This is a genomic window from Xanthomonas axonopodis pv. maculifoliigardeniae, from assembly GCF_041519315.1.
In the GTDB taxonomy this organism is placed as follows: domain Bacteria; phylum Pseudomonadota; class Gammaproteobacteria; order Xanthomonadales; family Xanthomonadaceae; genus Xanthomonas; species Xanthomonas euvesicatoria.
The window spans coordinates 2,541,126-2,556,121 of record NZ_CP167998.1; the positions used below are offsets into that span (position 1 = coordinate 2,541,126).

The 14,996-nt window shown below is 63.8% G+C and carries 12 protein-coding genes and 1 pseudogene; 5 read left to right on the top strand and 8 right to left on the bottom strand.

All coding sequences use genetic code 11. The features are described from left to right. Positions 1 to 56: 56 nt before the first annotated feature. From ACDH77_RS11075 to ACDH77_RS11090, 4 genes are all read left to right on the top strand, one after another. Positions 57 to 392, top strand: a complete 336-nt coding sequence (locus ACDH77_RS11075) for a nuclear transport factor 2 family protein (RefSeq protein ID WP_031422926.1) — start codon at positions 57 to 59, stop codon at positions 390 to 392. After that, positions 383 to 1,168, top strand: a complete 786-nt coding sequence (locus ACDH77_RS11080) for an SDR family oxidoreductase (protein WP_008572364.1) — start codon at positions 383 to 385, stop codon at positions 1,166 to 1,168. Before ACDH77_RS11075 ends, ACDH77_RS11080 begins: the two co-directional genes overlap by 10 nt. A gap of 162 nt (positions 1,169 to 1,330) precedes the next feature. Beyond that, positions 1,331 to 1,846: a DNA-3-methyladenine glycosylase I gene (locus tag ACDH77_RS11085; RefSeq protein ID WP_008572366.1), complete on the top strand. Its 516-nt coding sequence runs from the start codon at positions 1,331 to 1,333 to the stop codon at positions 1,844 to 1,846. A 150-nt stretch (positions 1,847 to 1,996) separates the two neighbouring features. Then, positions 1,997 to 2,968 carry a zinc-binding dehydrogenase gene (locus tag ACDH77_RS11090; RefSeq protein ID WP_008572368.1) on the top strand — a complete coding sequence of 324 codons (972 nt, stop codon included), beginning with the start codon at positions 1,997 to 1,999 and terminating at the stop codon, positions 2,966 to 2,968. A gap of 161 nt (positions 2,969 to 3,129) precedes the next feature. On the opposite strand, the gene guaA is transcribed toward ACDH77_RS11090, so the two are convergent. From guaA to folD, 3 genes are all read right to left on the bottom strand, one after another. Beyond that, positions 3,130 to 4,695, bottom strand: coding sequence for a glutamine-hydrolyzing GMP synthase (guaA, locus tag ACDH77_RS11095; protein ID WP_014090311.1), 1,566 nt, complete (start codon positions 4,693 to 4,695; stop codon positions 3,130 to 3,132). A 121-nt stretch (positions 4,696 to 4,816) separates the two neighbouring features. Then, the gene (gene guaB / locus ACDH77_RS11100) at positions 4,817 to 6,274 is read right to left on the bottom strand and encodes an IMP dehydrogenase (RefSeq protein WP_008572372.1); all 1,458 of its coding nucleotides are present in this window, start codon (positions 6,272 to 6,274) and stop codon (positions 4,817 to 4,819) included. A gap of 181 nt (positions 6,275 to 6,455) precedes the next feature. Further along, positions 6,456 to 7,367, bottom strand: a complete 912-nt coding sequence (gene folD / locus ACDH77_RS11105) for a bifunctional methylenetetrahydrofolate dehydrogenase/methenyltetrahydrofolate cyclohydrolase FolD (protein ID WP_008572374.1) — start codon at positions 7,365 to 7,367, stop codon at positions 6,456 to 6,458. Between the two features lie 49 nt (positions 7,368 to 7,416). Here folD and ACDH77_RS11110 point away from each other — a divergent pair, with 49 nt between their 5' ends. Further along, on the top strand, positions 7,417 to 7,737 hold the full coding sequence (locus ACDH77_RS11110; RefSeq protein ID WP_029819542.1) for a DUF1244 domain-containing protein: 321 nt from the start codon (positions 7,417 to 7,419) through the stop codon (positions 7,735 to 7,737). A gap of 270 nt (positions 7,738 to 8,007) precedes the next feature. On the opposite strand, the pseudogene ACDH77_RS11115 reads toward ACDH77_RS11110, so the two are convergent. The 5 genes and pseudogenes from ACDH77_RS11115 to lapB form a co-directional block, all read right to left on the bottom strand. After that, positions 8,008 to 9,857: pseudogene (locus ACDH77_RS11115) on the bottom strand (monovalent cation:proton antiporter-2 (CPA2) family protein). Between the two features lie 173 nt (positions 9,858 to 10,030). Continuing rightward, positions 10,031 to 10,924, bottom strand: a complete 894-nt coding sequence (gene galU / locus ACDH77_RS11120) for a UTP--glucose-1-phosphate uridylyltransferase GalU (RefSeq protein WP_008572379.1) — start codon at positions 10,922 to 10,924, stop codon at positions 10,031 to 10,033. Next, entirely contained in the window at positions 10,924 to 12,831 is a 1,908-nt protein-coding gene (locus ACDH77_RS11125) for a polysaccharide biosynthesis protein (RefSeq protein WP_011347661.1), read from the bottom strand. Before ACDH77_RS11125 ends, galU begins: the two co-directional genes overlap by 1 nt. Positions 12,832 to 12,844: 13 nt before the next feature. Next, positions 12,845 to 13,813 (bottom strand): glycosyltransferase family 4 protein, encoded by a 969-nt coding sequence (locus ACDH77_RS11130; protein WP_372353904.1) that lies wholly within the window; start codon positions 13,811 to 13,813, stop codon positions 12,845 to 12,847. Further along, entirely contained in the window at positions 13,813 to 14,991 is a 1,179-nt protein-coding gene (lapB, locus tag ACDH77_RS11135) for a lipopolysaccharide assembly protein LapB (RefSeq protein ID WP_003489647.1), read from the bottom strand. Before lapB ends, ACDH77_RS11130 begins: the two co-directional genes overlap by 1 nt. Positions 14,992 to 14,996: the final 5 nt, after the last annotated feature.

The following is a 14,996-nucleotide window of genomic DNA, read 5'->3' on the forward strand; positions in this document are numbered from 1 at the left end:
TTATCAGGCGAAAAGTCCACCGCTAAATTGACGCCATCACCGCCGAGGAGATGACCATGTCAATCAAGCTACCCAATCCGATCGCCGACTACATCGAGGCAAACACCCGTCTCGATCTCGACGGCATGATGAAACACTTCCACGAGGACGCCGTTTTCATCGACAACGGCAAGCAATACGTGGGGCAGGCCACAATCCGCCAACTGCTCGAGGAAGAAGGGATCGCGGTGAAGGCGATCTTCGAGCCCGATACCGTGCGTGAAGAGGACGGCGCCGTGGTCCTCGAAGGCCCCACCCATGGCGACTTCCCCGGTAGCCCGCTGCGCTTCACCTATCGTTTCACGATGGTCAACGATGCCATCAAGACCCTGGAGACAAGGGTATGGGCATGAAGGCAGATCCGACCGAATTCGCCGGCAAGCGCGTGCTCGTCAGCGGTGGCACCAAGGGGCTGGGCCGTGCCACGGTCGAGCGCTTCCTCGCTGGCGGCGCCCGTGTCATCACCGCGGCTCGCACGATCAACGCCCCTATCGAAGGCGTCGAATACGTGCAGGCCGACCTGACGACCGCGGAAGGCGGCCAGGCGTTTGCCACGGCGGCGCTTGAGCGGCTGGGCGGCGTCGACATCCTGGCCCATGTCGTCGGTGGCTCCTCTTCGCCAGCCGGAGGTTTCGCCGCGCTGACGGACGAGCACTGGCTTGCCGAACTGAACCTCAACCTGCTGGCGACCGTGCGACTCGATCGGCTGTTGATTCCGCAGATGCTGGAGCGTGGCAGCGGCGTTGTGGTGCACATCACCTCGATTCAGTCGGTTCTGCCGTTGCCCGAGTCGACGACAGGCTATGCCGCCGCCAAGGCCGCGCTGCGGACCTACAGCAAGTCGATTTCCAAAGAGCTCGGCCCCAAGGGCGTGCGGGTCAATGCCGTCTCACCGGGCTGGATCATGACCGAGGCCACGCAGGACTTTCTGGAAACGCTCAGCAAATCTGGCGGCACGATCGAGCAAGCGCGTCAGTCTGTGCTCGATGCCCTGGGCGGTATCCCGATCGGGCGCGCAGCCGAACCTGAAGAGGTGGCCGATCTTATCGCCTACCTCGCTGCCGATCGTGCGGCGGCGATCCACGGCGCCGAGTTCGTCATCGATGGCGGCACGATCAGGACGGTGTAGGCATGGCTTTGCGGTATTCCCGCAAGCGCGCCGCTCACCTCCCCTTGCCGGTGGATGAAGTGGTTGCCCAATGCCAGCCCGCGGATTGATTGAAGAGAGGCCAACACCATGCCTGAGAACCCATCTTGCGAACGCTGCAGCTGGGCCCAGAACGACCCGCTGATGCGCGACTACCACGATGCCGAATGGGGCGTGCCCCAGCGCGACCCAAGGATGCTCTGGGAGATGCTCATGCTGGAAGGGTTCCAGGCAGGTCTGGCCTGGATCACCATCCTGCGCAAGCGCGAAGCCTTTCGCGCTGCCTTCGCGGGTTTCGATCCGGTCAAGGTCGCCGCTTTCGACGAGCAGGATATCGAGCGGCTGATGGCGAACCCCGGCATCGTGCGTGCGCGGGCCAAGATCGAAGCCACCATCAAGGGCGCGCGAATCTACTGCGACATGCAGGATCGCGGCGAAGACTTCTCGGCCTTCTGCTGGTCCTTCACGGCTGGCGTTCCCATCCTGGGTGACGGTGTAAGCCTGGTGGCCAGTACGCCACTGTCCGAGAACATCTCCAGGGAACTGAAGCGACGCGGCTTCAAGTTCGTCGGACCGACCATCATCCACGCCTGGATGCAGGCGGTCGGCATCGTCAACGACCATTCGCTTGGCTGCTTCCGACGCCATCTCGAGCACTAAGGAACCCGCTAGGGCGCAGGGCTCATCAGCTGGACCCATGGAAGCCAGATTTCAACTGCGGTACCGCAGGGCAAACCCTGTGCGCCAGCGCTCACTTCGACTTCACGTGCGCGCCGCACAAAACGTCCAACCGACTGAAGGAGAACGACCATGTTTGCCGTCTACGCCAAAGAAGCCAACGTCGACGACCCGCTTGCCTCCGTCGTCGTCGGAGAGCGCCCCGAGCCTATCGTGCAAGAGGGCTGGGTACGCGTGAAGGTGACCCACGCCAGCCTTAACCGGCACGACATTTTCACCCTGCGCGGCATGACCTCCCAGGAGCAGCCGATCCCCTTCCCGATGATCCTGGGCAACGATGCCGCAGGCGTGCTCGAAGACGGCACGCCCGTCGTGCTCTATCCGGTACTGGGCAGCGACGACTGGAAAGGCGACGAGACCCTCGACCCGCACTGGCACGTTATCAGCGAACTCGTGCCCGGGACGATGGCCGATTATGTCGCCGTCCCGAAACGCAACGCGGTCCCTATTCCTGACGGTTTGACACCGCTTCACGCCTCGCTGCTCGGCACCGCGTGGCTCACGGCCTATCGCTCGCTCTTTACCAAATCACGGTTGATTCCGGGGCAGACGCTTCTCGTACAGGGCGCTTCGGGCGGTATGTCGACGGCGCTCATACAGATGGGCCGTGCTGCCGGCTTCGAAGTGTGGGTCACCACCCGCAATGATGAAGGAGCCGCCATTGCCGAACGCCTTGGCGCCAACCGGGTATTGCGACATGGCGAGCCCTTGCCACGCCGCGTTGACGCAGTCGTCGACAACGTCGGCGCGGCGACATGGGCAGATAGCCTGAAAGCGGTCAAGCGCGGTGGCGTCCTGGTGATCAACGGCATCACCACCGGGAACATCGCCGAAACCGACGTGCTGCGCATCTTCGTCGAACAGATCGACATCCGCGGCACCATCATGGGCACGCTTGAGGAAATGAAGGCCATGATGCAATTCGTCATCCGCAACAACATCGCCCCCGAAGTCGGAGCGGTGGTGCCGATGACCGAAGCCCGCGACGCGATCCGCAACATGATCGACGGTCGCACCCAGGGCAAGACCGTGTTCACGAGATAATTGGTAGAGCAGCGTAAAGCACAGAAGCAAAAGCCCGCCCAACGGAGCTTTCGCTGGCTAAAACACTACCCGAACTTGCCAGACCCAAAAACCCAAAGCCCGCAGTTACGCGGGTCTCAGGACATTTTGCTAGACCGTGCCGGGCAGTGCCGCACGCGGGATCACTCCCACTCGATCGTCGCCGGCGGCTTGCCGGAGATGTCGTAGACCACGCGCGACACACCACGCAGTTCGTTGATGATGCGGTTGCTCACGGTGCCGAGGAAGTCGTACGGCAGGTGCGCCCAATGCGCGGTCATGAAGTCGATGGTCTCCACCGCGCGCAGCGCGATCACCCATTCGTAGGCGCGGGCGTCGCCGACCACGCCGACCGACTTCACCGGCAGGAACACGGCGAAGGCCTGGCTGGTCTTGTCGTACAGGTCGGCCTTGCGCAGTTCGTCGATGAAGATCGCGTCGGCCTTGGCCAGCAACTCGGCGTACTCGCGCTTCACCTCGCCCAGAATGCGTACGCCCAGGCCGGGGCCCGGGAACGGGTGGCGATACACCATGGTGCGCGGCAGGCCGAGTTCCACGCCAAGGCGACGCACCTCGTCCTTGAACAATTCGCGCAGCGGCTCGACCAGGCCCAGCTTCATGTGCTCGGGCAAGCCACCGACGTTATGGTGGCTCTTGATCACGTGCGCCTTGCCGGTCTTGCTGCCCGCCGACTCGATCACGTCCGGATAGATCGTACCCTGCGCCAGCCACTTGGCATTGGCCAGCTTGTTGGATTCTTCGTCGAAGATCTCCACGAACAGGTTGCCGATGATCTTGCGCTTGGCTTCCGGGTCGCTGACGCCTTCCAGCTTGGCGAAATAACGGTCGGCGGCGTTGACGCGAATCACCTTGACGCCCATGTGCTCGGCGAACATCGCCATCACCTGGTCGCCTTCCTGCCAACGCAGCAAGCCGGTATCGACGAACACGCAGGTCAGCTTGTCGCCGATCGCCTTGTGCAGCAGCGCGGCCACCACCGACGAATCGACGCCGCCGGACAACCCAAGAATCACTTCATCGTCGCCCACCTGTTCGCGCACGCGCGCGATCTGGTCCTCGATGATGTTGGCCGCGGTCCACAGCGTCTGGCAGCCGCAGACATCCACCACGAAGCGGCGCAGCAAGGTCTGGCCCTGCAAGGTATGCGTCACCTCAGGATGGAACTGCACGCCGTACCAACGCTTGGCTTCGTTGGACATGGCCGCCACCGGAATGCGGTCGGTCGTGGCGGTGATGGTGAAGCCCGGTGGCACCTGCGACACGTGGTCGCCGTGGCTCATCCATACATTCAGGCGCGAGGCGCCGGCGTGGTCGGTGAGGCCGGAGAACAAGGCATCTGCCGCCACCACGTCCACTTCGGCATGGCCGAATTCGCGTTGATCCGCTGCCTCGGTCGCACCACCCAATTGCGCGGCGAGGGTCTGCATGCCGTAGCAGATACCGAACACCGGCAGGCCGCTATCGAACACTTCCTGCGGCGCCACCGGTGCGCCCGGCAACGTGGTCGACTCCGGGCCGCCGGACAGGATGATGCCCTTGGCACCGAAACCGGCAATCTCCGACGGATCGTGATCCCACGCCCAAATCTCGCAGTAGACCCCGATCTCGCGAATACGCCGTGCAATCAACTGGGTGTACTGCGCGCCGAAGTCGAGGATGAGGATCTTGTCGGTATGGATGTTGGTCATTGAGAGCCGGGAATCGAGAATCGGGATGAGGGAATCGCAACAGCAAACGCAGCGCCGACCGCTATCGGATGAGGAGGCGGCGGGCTCTTACGATTCCCGATTCGCGATTCCCCATTCCCGGTTACCCGGCGCGATAGTTCGGCGGCTCTTTGGTGATCTGCACGTCGTGCACGTGGCTTTCGCGCTGGCCGGCGCCGGTGATCTTGACGAACTTGGGCTTGGTCCGCATGTCTTCGATGGTGGCGCAGCCCACATAGCCCATGGTCGCGCGCAGGCCACCGATGAGCTGATGGATGATGCCGCCGACCGGCCCGCGATACGGCACGCGGCCCTCGATGCCTTCGGGAACCAGCTTGTCGGCATCGGAGGCATCCTGGAAGTAGCGGTCCTTGGACCCCTTTTCCATCGCACCCAGGCTACCCATGCCGCGGTAGCTCTTGTAGCTGCGGCCCTGGAACAGTTCGACCTCGCCCGGCGCTTCTTCGGTACCGGCCAACAGGCCGCCGACCATCACCGTCGAGGCACCGGCCACCAGCGCCTTGCCGATGTCGCCGGAATAGCGGATGCCGCCATCGGCAATCAAGGGGATGCGGTCCTGCAGCGCTTCGGCCACCATGTCCACCGCAGTGATCTGCGGCACGCCCACGCCGGCAACCACTCGCGTGGTGCAGATCGAACCCGGGCCCACGCCGACCTTGACCGCGTCCGCACCGGCATCCATCAACGCCAATGCCGCATCGCCGGTGACGATGTTGCCGCCGATCACCTGCAGCTGCGGATAGGTCTTCTTGACCCACGCCACGCGATCGATCACGCCCTGCGAATGGCCATGCGCGGTATCGACAATCACCACGTCCACGCCGGCTGCGGCAAGCAGCTCGATGCGCTGCTCGGTATCGCCGCCCACGCCCACCGCCGCGCCCACCAGCAAACGCTTGGCGCTGTCCTTGGCGGCATTGGGGTTGTCGGTCTTCTTCTGGATGTCCTTGACCGTGATCAGGCCGCGCAGCTCGAAGCTGTCGTTGACCACCAGGACCTTTTCGATCCGGTTGCGATGCAGCAGCTCGAGCACTTCCTCATCGCTGGCGCCTTCGCGCACGGTAATCAGGCGGTCCTTCTTGGTCATGATGTGGCGGACCGGATCGTCGAGCTTCTTTTCGAAGCGCATGTCGCGGCTGGTGACGATACCGACCAGTTCGCTGCCATCCACCACCGGCACGCCGGAGATGTTGCGCGCGCGCGTCAGTGCCAGCACTTCGCCGATGGTCGTGTCGGGGCTGACGGTGAACGGCTCGGTGATCACGCCGGATTCGAACTTCTTGACCCGTGCCACTTCGCCGGCTTGCTGCTGCGGGGTCAGGTTCTTGTGGATGATGCCGATGCCGCCCAGCTGGGCCATGGCCACCGCAAGACGGTGTTCGGTCACTGTGTCCATTGCCGCCGACAGAATCGGCAGTTTCAGGCGCAGGTCGCGCGTCAGCCGGGTTTCCAGGCTGACGTCCTTGGGCAGGACGATCGAATGAGCGGGGACGAGCGAAACGTCGTCGTAGGTGAGAGCTTCAGCCTGGATGCGTAGCATCGGCGGACCCGAGTTTTGGGGAAGCGCGGCATTTTAACGCATTGGAGCCGGGATTGGGGAGTCGGGATTCGCAACGGCGGGCCCTGCACCGTTCGCCGTTCGCTTGTTTGTCAGGATGCCGATGGCCGGCCGATCTCGGATGCAATCCGGATGGGCCGACGCGTGCGCGTGGCCGCTGCGGTTAACCAATCCCCAATCCCGAATCCCCACTCCCGGCGGCATCGGCGGCCTCGATGGTGTTCTGCATGAGCGTGGCCACCGTCATTGGCCCTACCCCGCCCGGCACCGGAGTGATCCAGGCCGCGCGCTGCGCGGCGGCGTCGAAGCCGACGTCGCCCACCAGGCGGCCATCATCGAGCCGGTTGATGCCGACATCGATCACCACCGCGCCCGGCTTGACCCATTCGCCCGGAATCAGGCCCGGGCGGCCCACCGCCACCACCAGGATGTCGGCATTGCGCACGCTCGCTTCCAGCACATCGGGCGGGGTGAATTTGTGGCAACTGGTGACCGTGCACCCGGCGATCAATAGCTCCAACCCCATCGGACGGCCCACGTGGTTGCTCACCCCCACGATGGTAGCGTTGCGGCCGCGCACCGGTTGGTCGGTATGCCCGAGCAAGGTCACGATGCCGCGCGGCGTGCACGGGCGCAGCCCGAATTCGCGCAAGGCCAGATGCCCGACATTCTGCGGATGGAATCCGTCCACGTCCTTGCGCGGGTCGATGCGCTGAATCAGCCGGTTGGCATCGGGGATGCCCGGCAGCGGCAGCTGGATCAGAATGCCGTGGATCTTGGGGTCGGCATTGAGCTCATCGATCAGCGACGCCAGCTGGGCTTCGCTGGTGCCCTGCGGCAGGTCGTAATCGAAGGCTTCGATGCCGACCTTCTCGGCCGCGCGCCGCTTGTTGCGCACATACACCGACGATGCCGGATCGCCACCGACCAGCACCACCGCCAGCCCGGGTCGCGCCTTGCCGGCGGCCAGCCGCGCATCCACCCGCAGCTTCAATCCGTCGAGCAATTCCTCGGCAATGCGGCGACCATCGAGAAGGCGGGCCGAAGCGGAGGCAGCTGGCGCAGAAGCGGTCATGGGGCGTCAGGTGTAGAGTCGAAGGCCGTCTATTGTCCCCGATTCCGCAATGACCGACACCACCTCACGCACCGATTCAAGCACCACTTCGATCGAAGCGGCAGCATTTCGCCGTCTCTTGCAGCATCTCAATCGGGACCGCACCGATGTGCAGAACATCGACCTGATGATTCTCGCCGGCTTCTGCCGCAATTGCCTGGGCGATTGGTACCGCGAAGCGGCCGAAGCGCAAGGCCAGGCCATGACCAAGGAACAGGCGCGCGAAGCCGTTTACGGCATGCCATTTGCCCAGTGGAAACAGCAGCATCAGAAAGACGCCACGCCCGAGCAGTTGGAAGCCTTCGCCGCCGCCCAGCGCAAGCATGGCTAGTAGGCATCGGTGAGCGCGCCTGCCAGAACGTCCCGTCAATCTTTGGCGGGATGTGGGCGCACTGAGGAGCCGGAGCGCCCGAGCGATCCGTACCGCATCGAGCAGGGGTGGCGCACCCGACGCCTGCGCAGGCGTGTGTGCCCGCTCCTGGCGGCCAACAAGACCTAGTGAGCAGTCGTCCAATCGCGGCTATCGCGCCGGACGACTGGCGCACCGCATCGCGCACTGGCCATGCCGCGGAGCGCCTGCGCAGCGGTTTGTGGGCCGCCCTTAGTCGCGCGTCTGTGTCTCTGCTGGCTCAGCCTGCGGCACCGCATCGGGATTCAACGTGCGGCTGCCGCGACGCGGCCGCGTGAACGGCGTGGGCCGGGGCGCGATCGGCACGGTGTTGCCATACATCAGCTTGGCTCCGGCGCGTGCATCGCCGGCAGCAATCTCCAGTTCGAAACGCTCGGCATCGCGGCGGCGGATCTGACGCGAAATCATGCCGGCTTCGTCCTCGTCCACCCCCAGCTCCACCAGCGCCACTTTGCCGAAGAGCACCGCCGACTCGAAGGTCTCGCGGATCTGGTAATCCACTCCCGCAGCGACCAACTGCAGCGAATGCTGGCGGTCGTACGAACGCACCAGCAGCTTGGCATGCGGAAACTCGCGCGTTGCCAGCTCGACGATGCGATTGGCCGCCTCCTGGTTGTCGACGCACACCGCAATCGCACGTGCGCTGTGCGCGCCGGAGGCGTGCAACACATCGAGCCGGGTGCCGTCGCCGTAGTAGATCTTGAAACCAAATTCTTCCGCGCTCTGGATCATCTCGATGTCGTTATCGATGATGGTCACATCCACGTCGCGCGCCAGCAGCGACTGACTGGCCACCTGTCCAAAGCGCCCAAAGCCGATGATCAGCACGCTGCCGGTCTGGCCACTGGCTGCTTCCACGCCATCCAGCGAGACCGCCGCCGCCGGCGTCAGCCGCCGTTGCAGCAGCACGAACAATGGCGTCAGTGCCATCGACAACACCACGATCGCGGTCAGGCTGGCATTGACCTGGGCATCGATGACGCCGGATGCCGACGCGGCGGCAAACAGCACGAATGCGAATTCGCCGCCTTGCGCCATCAACACACCACGGTCCAGCGCCTGGCGATGGTCGCTGTGCATCAGCCGCGCCACCGCATAGATGCACACGCCCTTACCCACCATCAGAGCCGGCACGCCCATCACGATCAGGCGCCAGTCCGCCGCCACCACGCGCAAGTCCAGGCTCATGCCGACACCGAGAAAAAACAGCCCCAGCAGGATGCCGCGAAAGGTTCGATATCCGCTTCGATCTGATGCCGGAACGTGGACTCGGACAACAGCACGCCGGCCAGGAACGCCCCCATCGCCATCGACAGCCCGCCCACCTGCATCAGCAGCGCGGCGCCCAGCACCACCAGCAATGCCGCTGCCGTCATCACCTCGCGCGCCTTGGATGCGGCCAGGATGCGGAACAAGGGATTGAGCAGCCAACGCCCGGCCGCCAGCAAGCCGACGATGCAGGCCAGACCGATGCCGATTCCCTGCCAACGCTGCGATGCCGCCTGCGGGTCGCCGCTGGCTCCCATCCAGGCCACGATCGCCAGCAACGGCACGATCAACAGGTCTTCGAACAGCAGGATCGCCACGATCTTCTGCCCCGGCGGCAAGGCGACGTCGCCACGCTCTGCCAAGAGCTGCATCACCACGGCAGTGGATGTCAGCACGAAACCGGACGCCGCCACGAAGGCCACCGGTAGCGCAAAGCCGAGCAACATGCCGACGCCGGTCAACACCAGCGCGCAGACCGCGATCTGCAGCGTGCCGAGTCCGAAGATTTCCTTGCGCAAACTCCACAGGTGCGAGGGGCGCATTTCCAGCCCGATCACGAACAGAAACATCACCACGCCCAACTCGGCCACATGCAGGATGGCTTGCGGCTCGTTGAACAGGCCCAACCCGAACGGACCAATTGCCAGTCCCGCCGCCAGATAACCCAACACCGAGCCCAGGCCCAGACGACGGAACAACGGGATTGCCACCACGGCAGCGCCGAGCAGCACTACCACGTTGATCAGCTCACTGGATTCGGCAGGTTGGCTCATGCCCGGATTCTAGCGGCACTTGCGCGGCCCCAGCCTGCATCAGGGTGCGCATCTTCGTCCCCGCTTGGGCTTGCCAAGCCGAGCTCTGCCGGCGCGGCAAAGCATACGGCAAGCCCCTAAACGACGAACGACGCCAGCTGGCGTCGTTCGTGGAAACAGCGATCAGGCAACACTCAGCCGCGCGCGTCGGCCTGGGCCAGTGCATTGCGCAGGATTTCCTTCGCTGGGCCGCCATGCTTTTCGTGCTCAAGCGCGAAATGCACGGTGGCTTCGATCAGGCCGATGTGCGCGCCGCAATCGAAACGGCGACCTTCGAAACGGAAGGCATCGACTTGCTCTTCCTTCAGCAACTCGGCAATCGCATCAGTGAGCTGGATTTCGCCGCCCGCGCCTGCACCGGTGGCTTCGAGCAGGTCGAAGATCTTGGGGCTCAGCACGTAACGACCGACCACGGCCAGATTGCTTGGCGCGACTTCCGGCTTGGGCTTTTCGACGATCGCGTTGATGCGGCCCTTGCGGCCGTCGAACGCGTCGGTGGAAACGATGCCGTAGCTGGCGGTCTTGTCGTGCGGCACGTCTTCCACGGCGATCACGCTGCCGCCCGAGGCTTCGGCCACGTTGGCCATCTGGGTCAGCGCGGCATCGCCGCGGTTCCACATCAGATCGTCCGGCAGCAACACCGCGAACGGCTCGTCACCGACAACGGCCTTGGCACACAACACCGCATGGCCCAGGCCAAGCGCCTCTGCCTGCGTGACAAAAATGGCGCGGACGCCCTCGGGCAATGCATGGCGCACCAGCTCCAGCTGCTCCAGCTTGCCTGCGCGCTCCAGCTTCTGCTCGAGCTCATAGGCTTTGTCGAAGTAGTCGGCAATGGAGTGCTTGTAGCGGTTGGTAACGAAGATCAGCGTATCGCAACCAGCCTGGATGGCTTCGTCGACGGCGTACTGGATCAATGGCTTGTCGATGATTGGCAGCATTTCTTTCGGCACTGTCTTGGTTGCCGGAAGAAAGCGGGTCCCAAGACCTGCGACGGGGAATACGGCCTTGCGAATACGCTGGCTCATTACAGTCTTCTGACCTCACGTGCGGGGAATGGAACGACCGTATCAGATCGCGCGTCGACTTTCCGTCGAGCAGCCGCGAAATCCGGCATCAGGCTGCCCAATACAGTCTCCATCGCGTTGATGTCATAGCGGTTAACGGCCTCGCGCAAGCGCGTCACCAGCTGCAGCACCTGCTCATGCGAGAACTCGCGCACACCGGCTTCCAGAATCTTGGGGTGCGCGGTGGGACGATAGTCTTCGTCGGAATAGAACAGCGTCTCATGCAGCTTCTCGCCCGGCCGCAGGCCGGTATAGAGAATCGCCACGTCCTTGCCCGGCTGCTTGCCGGCCAGTCGGATCATCTGCTCGGCAAGCAAGCGAATCGGCACCGGCTCGCCCATGTCCAGCGTATAGATCGCACCATGCGATGCAGATGCAGCCGCCTGGATGACCAACTGGCAGGCTTCGGGGATGGTCATGAAGTAACGCGTGACATCCGGATGCGTCACGGTCACCGGGCCGCCCTGGCGGATCTGTTCGCGGAACAACGGCACCACGCTGCCGGCCGAATCCAGCACGTTGCCGAAGCGCACGGTGATGAAGCGCGTCGGCGCATCGCGCGCGTCAAGGCTCTGGCAGATCATTTCTGCATAGCGCTTGCTTGCGCCCAGCACATTGACCGGCTCGACCGCCTTGTCGGTGGAAATGAAGACGAACGTCTCGATACGTGCCCGCTGGCAAGCGCGCGCCACGTTCTCGGTCGCCAGCACGTTGTTGCGCACCGCCTCGCGCAACTGCTCTTCCAGCAACGGCACCTGCTTGTACGCAGCCGCATGAAAGACCGCGTCCGGCGTGGCAGTGTTCAACGCATGCGCCACGACCGCCGGGTCGCCGCAATCGCCCAACACGCGCACCACTTCGATATCCGGAAACAGCCGGCGCAGATCCGAGTCGATGGTCAGTAGCGCCAGCTCGTCGATTTCCAGCAGCACGATCCGGCGCGCGCCATGGCGTGCGCACTGGCGGCAGACTTCCGAACCGATCGAACCGCCGGCGCCGGTCACCATCACGGTCTTGTTGGTCAGCCAGTCGCGGATCAGGCGCCAGTCGGGCGTGACCGGCTTGCGGTTGAGCAGGTCCTCGATCGCGACCTCCTTCAACTCGCCCGGCAAGGAGCGCCCTTCCAGCACGTTGATCAGCTTGGGCACCATGCGGAACGGCAAGCCGGTGCTTTCGCAAATCGCCACCACGCGCTGCATGCCGGAGGCATCCAGCGATGGAATCGCGATCACCAGTAATTTGGCAGCAGTCTCTTTGGCAATCGCGGCGGCCTGGTCCAGATTGCCCAGCACATTGAGGCCCTGGATCTTGGCGCCATGCAGGTTGCTGGCATCGTCCAGATAGCCAATCGGCACAAACGCGCCGGTACGGCGAAGATCGCGCACCAACCCTTCGGCGGCGCGCCCGGCGCCGAGGATCAGCACGCGCTGCCCCGCATCACCGGAATGCGCGATCTGGTAGTCCTTCCAAGCGCGATACAGCAGACGCGGCGTACCCAGCATGGCCGACAACGCAAAGGGATAGACCACCAGCACCGACAGCGGCACGCCATCCAGACGGTCGTACGCCAACGCCAGCACGATTGCGACCAATCCGAGAAAACTCGACTTGAAGATGTTCCACAGGTCCGGCACCGAGGCGAAGCGCCACAACCCGCGATACAACCCCATCTTCCAGAACACCAGGCCCTGCGCCACCAGCACCACCGCGGTGCGCCAGTCCCACAGCGGCAGATCCGGCGCGTCGCGTAGCATCGAGTAGCGGCCGGCATGCAGGAGCTGCCAGCATACCCACACCATCAGCAGATCATGTACCACGACCGCTATCTGCGGCAGGGCCTTGGTCAAACGGTCACGCCAGGAAATCATAAAAGTCCATTAGTCAGGAATTGCGCAATCCATCGCGCAGAAAATGCCAGATTGCAGTGGTGCCCATGCCCCATGCCAGCGCGCCGGACACCTGCAGCCAGAACGGATCATGACGGATTAACAGGTACAAGCAGACGGCAATGAGGCTGAAAGCGAAATAAACGCACGTTACCGGGACGTGCGTCTCAAGACGACGCGCCAGACGTTGATAGACGTGCTGGGCATGCGGTTCCCACCAGCGTTGCCCGGAAAGCATGCGAGCAAGCAGTGTGAAGCCGGCGTCTACAAGAAAGGCTGTCAACGGGAACCAGCTGATCCACCAGCTCACCTGACCACTCGCTACGTTCAGCGCCAATAGCGCCGCCAGCACATAGCCGAGCGCACCGCTGCCGCCATCGCCCATGAAGATGCGTGCACGTGGGAAATTGAACGGCACAAACCCAAGGCACGCCGCTGCAACCGCCAGACCTGCCCACGACGAGCCGGCAGGCGCTACCAGCGAGAATCCGAGCGCGGCCAACGCCGCCTGGGTGCAGGCCAGCCCATTGATGCCATCCATGAAATTCCAGACATTGATCAATACCACGGACGCAGCGGCAGTCAGCAATCCATCCCACACGCTGCCCGTGTCATGCCAAACCAAGGCGCCCAATGCCGCCGACGCGGCCAGGTGAATCGAAAACCGCAGCCTTGCCGAAAGCGGACGATGATCGTCCCACCACCCTACGCCGGCCACGGCGATCAGGCCCGCTGCGAACCAGCAGACCGTCAGCCGCGACGTCGGCCACAGCGCGCAAGCTGCAACGCAGCCCAGCAAGATCGCCGCCACAATCGCCATACCGCCGCCGCGCGGGGTAGCGACCACGTGGCTACGCCGTTCACCGGGATGATCGAGCAGGCGGCGGTGCAAGGCATAGCGCCGCAGCCCCCAGGTCCCCAGTGCCGCGACCAGCAGGTGCAGCGCGCACCACAGCCACGCCATCAGACCACCGCGTAGTTCAACAGCGGTTTGACCGTACCCCATTCCTTGCAGCTCGGGCATTGCCAATGATGCGTCTTGGCACCGAAGCCGCAGCGCGTGCATCGGTAGCTCGGATTGCGCACCAGCAATTGGTCGGTGATGTGCTTGAGGTCCTGCAAGGTGCCGACCGGGTCGCTTCCCTCGGCCAGGGTGAGATCGATCAACGCCGACTCACCACGCACCGACGGCCGATCCTTGAGCTGGCGGCCAAGATAGGCCAGCGCAGGCGCGACGCCATCCTGGGCTTCCATCAACTGGGTCAGCGCCAGCACCGGAGCGATGCCGCGATAGTGCTCGGTCATCTCCGACAGGAAGTTGCGCGCCCCCGCGATATCGCCGACCCGTCGATACGCGGCCATCAATGCAGGAATGATCTCGGGCAGGTATTCCGGATCATGCCGGGCAGCCCGTTCGAAAGCGCGCACTGCCGCTTCGTCGTGACCGCGCTCGGCTTCGATGCGCCCTTCCAGAATGCCGGCGCGCACGGAGGTGCCATCGGCCTGGTAGGCACGTGCGATGGCTTGTAGCGCATCGTCGGTCTTGCCCAGGCCGCGATAGCGATCAGCCAGTTCGCATTCGAATTGCGAGATCAGCTTGCCCATCGGCTCGCCGGTCACTTCTTCATAGCGGGTGGCGTTGTCGATCGCCTTTTCCCAATCGCGCTCGGCCTGATAGATGCCGATCAGGTGGCGCAGCGCCTGCGGCGCACGCTGGTCCAGTTGCGCCAACTCGGTAAAGACCGTTTCGGCACGATCCAGCAGACCCGACTTCATGTAGTCCTCGCCGAGTGCCAGCAAGGCCTGCACGCGCTGCTGATCGGTCAGGTCGCCACGCTGCACCAGGCCCTGGTGCAGGCGGATCGCACGATCCACTTCACCACGGCGACGGAACAGATGCCCCAACGCGACCTGGGTCTCGAAGGTTTCCTTGTCCAGTTCGGCGATATGCAAGAACAGCTCGATCGCCTTGTCTGGCTGCTCGTTGAGCAGATAGTTCAACCCACGGAAATAAGTACTGGAAAGACGACTGACCTGCGTGTCGCCATGGCGTTGACCGCCACGACGGCCCACGATCCAGCCGCCTAGCGCAGCCAGCGGCACAAACAGGAAGAACCAGATCCACTCGGTCAGAAAGTCCATACGTC

What these genes read in the sequence shown, in the direction of transcription:
- ACDH77_RS11075 (WP_031422926.1), top strand. Translation starts at nt 57, where the DNA reads ATGTCAATCAAGCTACCCAATCCGATCGCCGACTACATCGAGGCAAAC.
- ACDH77_RS11080 (WP_008572364.1), top strand. Translation starts at nt 383, where the DNA reads ATGGGCATGAAGGCAGATCCGACCGAATTCGCCGGCAAGCGCGTGCTC.
- ACDH77_RS11085 (WP_008572366.1), top strand. Translation starts at nt 1,331, where the DNA reads ATGCGCGACTACCACGATGCCGAATGGGGCGTGCCCCAGCGCGACCCA.
- ACDH77_RS11090 (WP_008572368.1), top strand. Translation starts at nt 1,997, where the DNA reads ATGTTTGCCGTCTACGCCAAAGAAGCCAACGTCGACGACCCGCTTGCC.
- guaA (WP_014090311.1), bottom strand. Translation starts at nt 4,695, where the DNA reads ATGACCAACATCCATACCGACAAGATCCTCATCCTCGACTTCGGCGCG.
- guaB (WP_008572372.1), bottom strand. Translation starts at nt 6,274, where the DNA reads ATGCTACGCATCCAGGCTGAAGCTCTCACCTACGACGACGTTTCGCTC.
- folD (WP_008572374.1), bottom strand. Translation starts at nt 7,367, where the DNA reads ATGACCGCTTCTGCGCCAGCTGCCTCCGCTTCGGCCCGCCTTCTCGAT.
- ACDH77_RS11110 (WP_029819542.1), top strand. Translation starts at nt 7,417, where the DNA reads ATGACCGACACCACCTCACGCACCGATTCAAGCACCACTTCGATCGAA.
- galU (WP_008572379.1), bottom strand. Translation starts at nt 10,924, where the DNA reads ATGAGCCAGCGTATTCGCAAGGCCGTATTCCCCGTCGCAGGTCTTGGG.
- ACDH77_RS11125 (WP_011347661.1), bottom strand. Translation starts at nt 12,831, where the DNA reads ATGATTTCCTGGCGTGACCGTTTGACCAAGGCCCTGCCGCAGATAGCG.
- ACDH77_RS11130 (WP_372353904.1), bottom strand. Translation starts at nt 13,813, where the DNA reads ATGGCGTGGCTGTGGTGCGCGCTGCACCTGCTGGTCGCGGCACTGGGG.
- lapB (WP_003489647.1), bottom strand. Translation starts at nt 14,991, where the DNA reads ATGGACTTTCTGACCGAGTGGATCTGGTTCTTCCTGTTTGTGCCGCTG.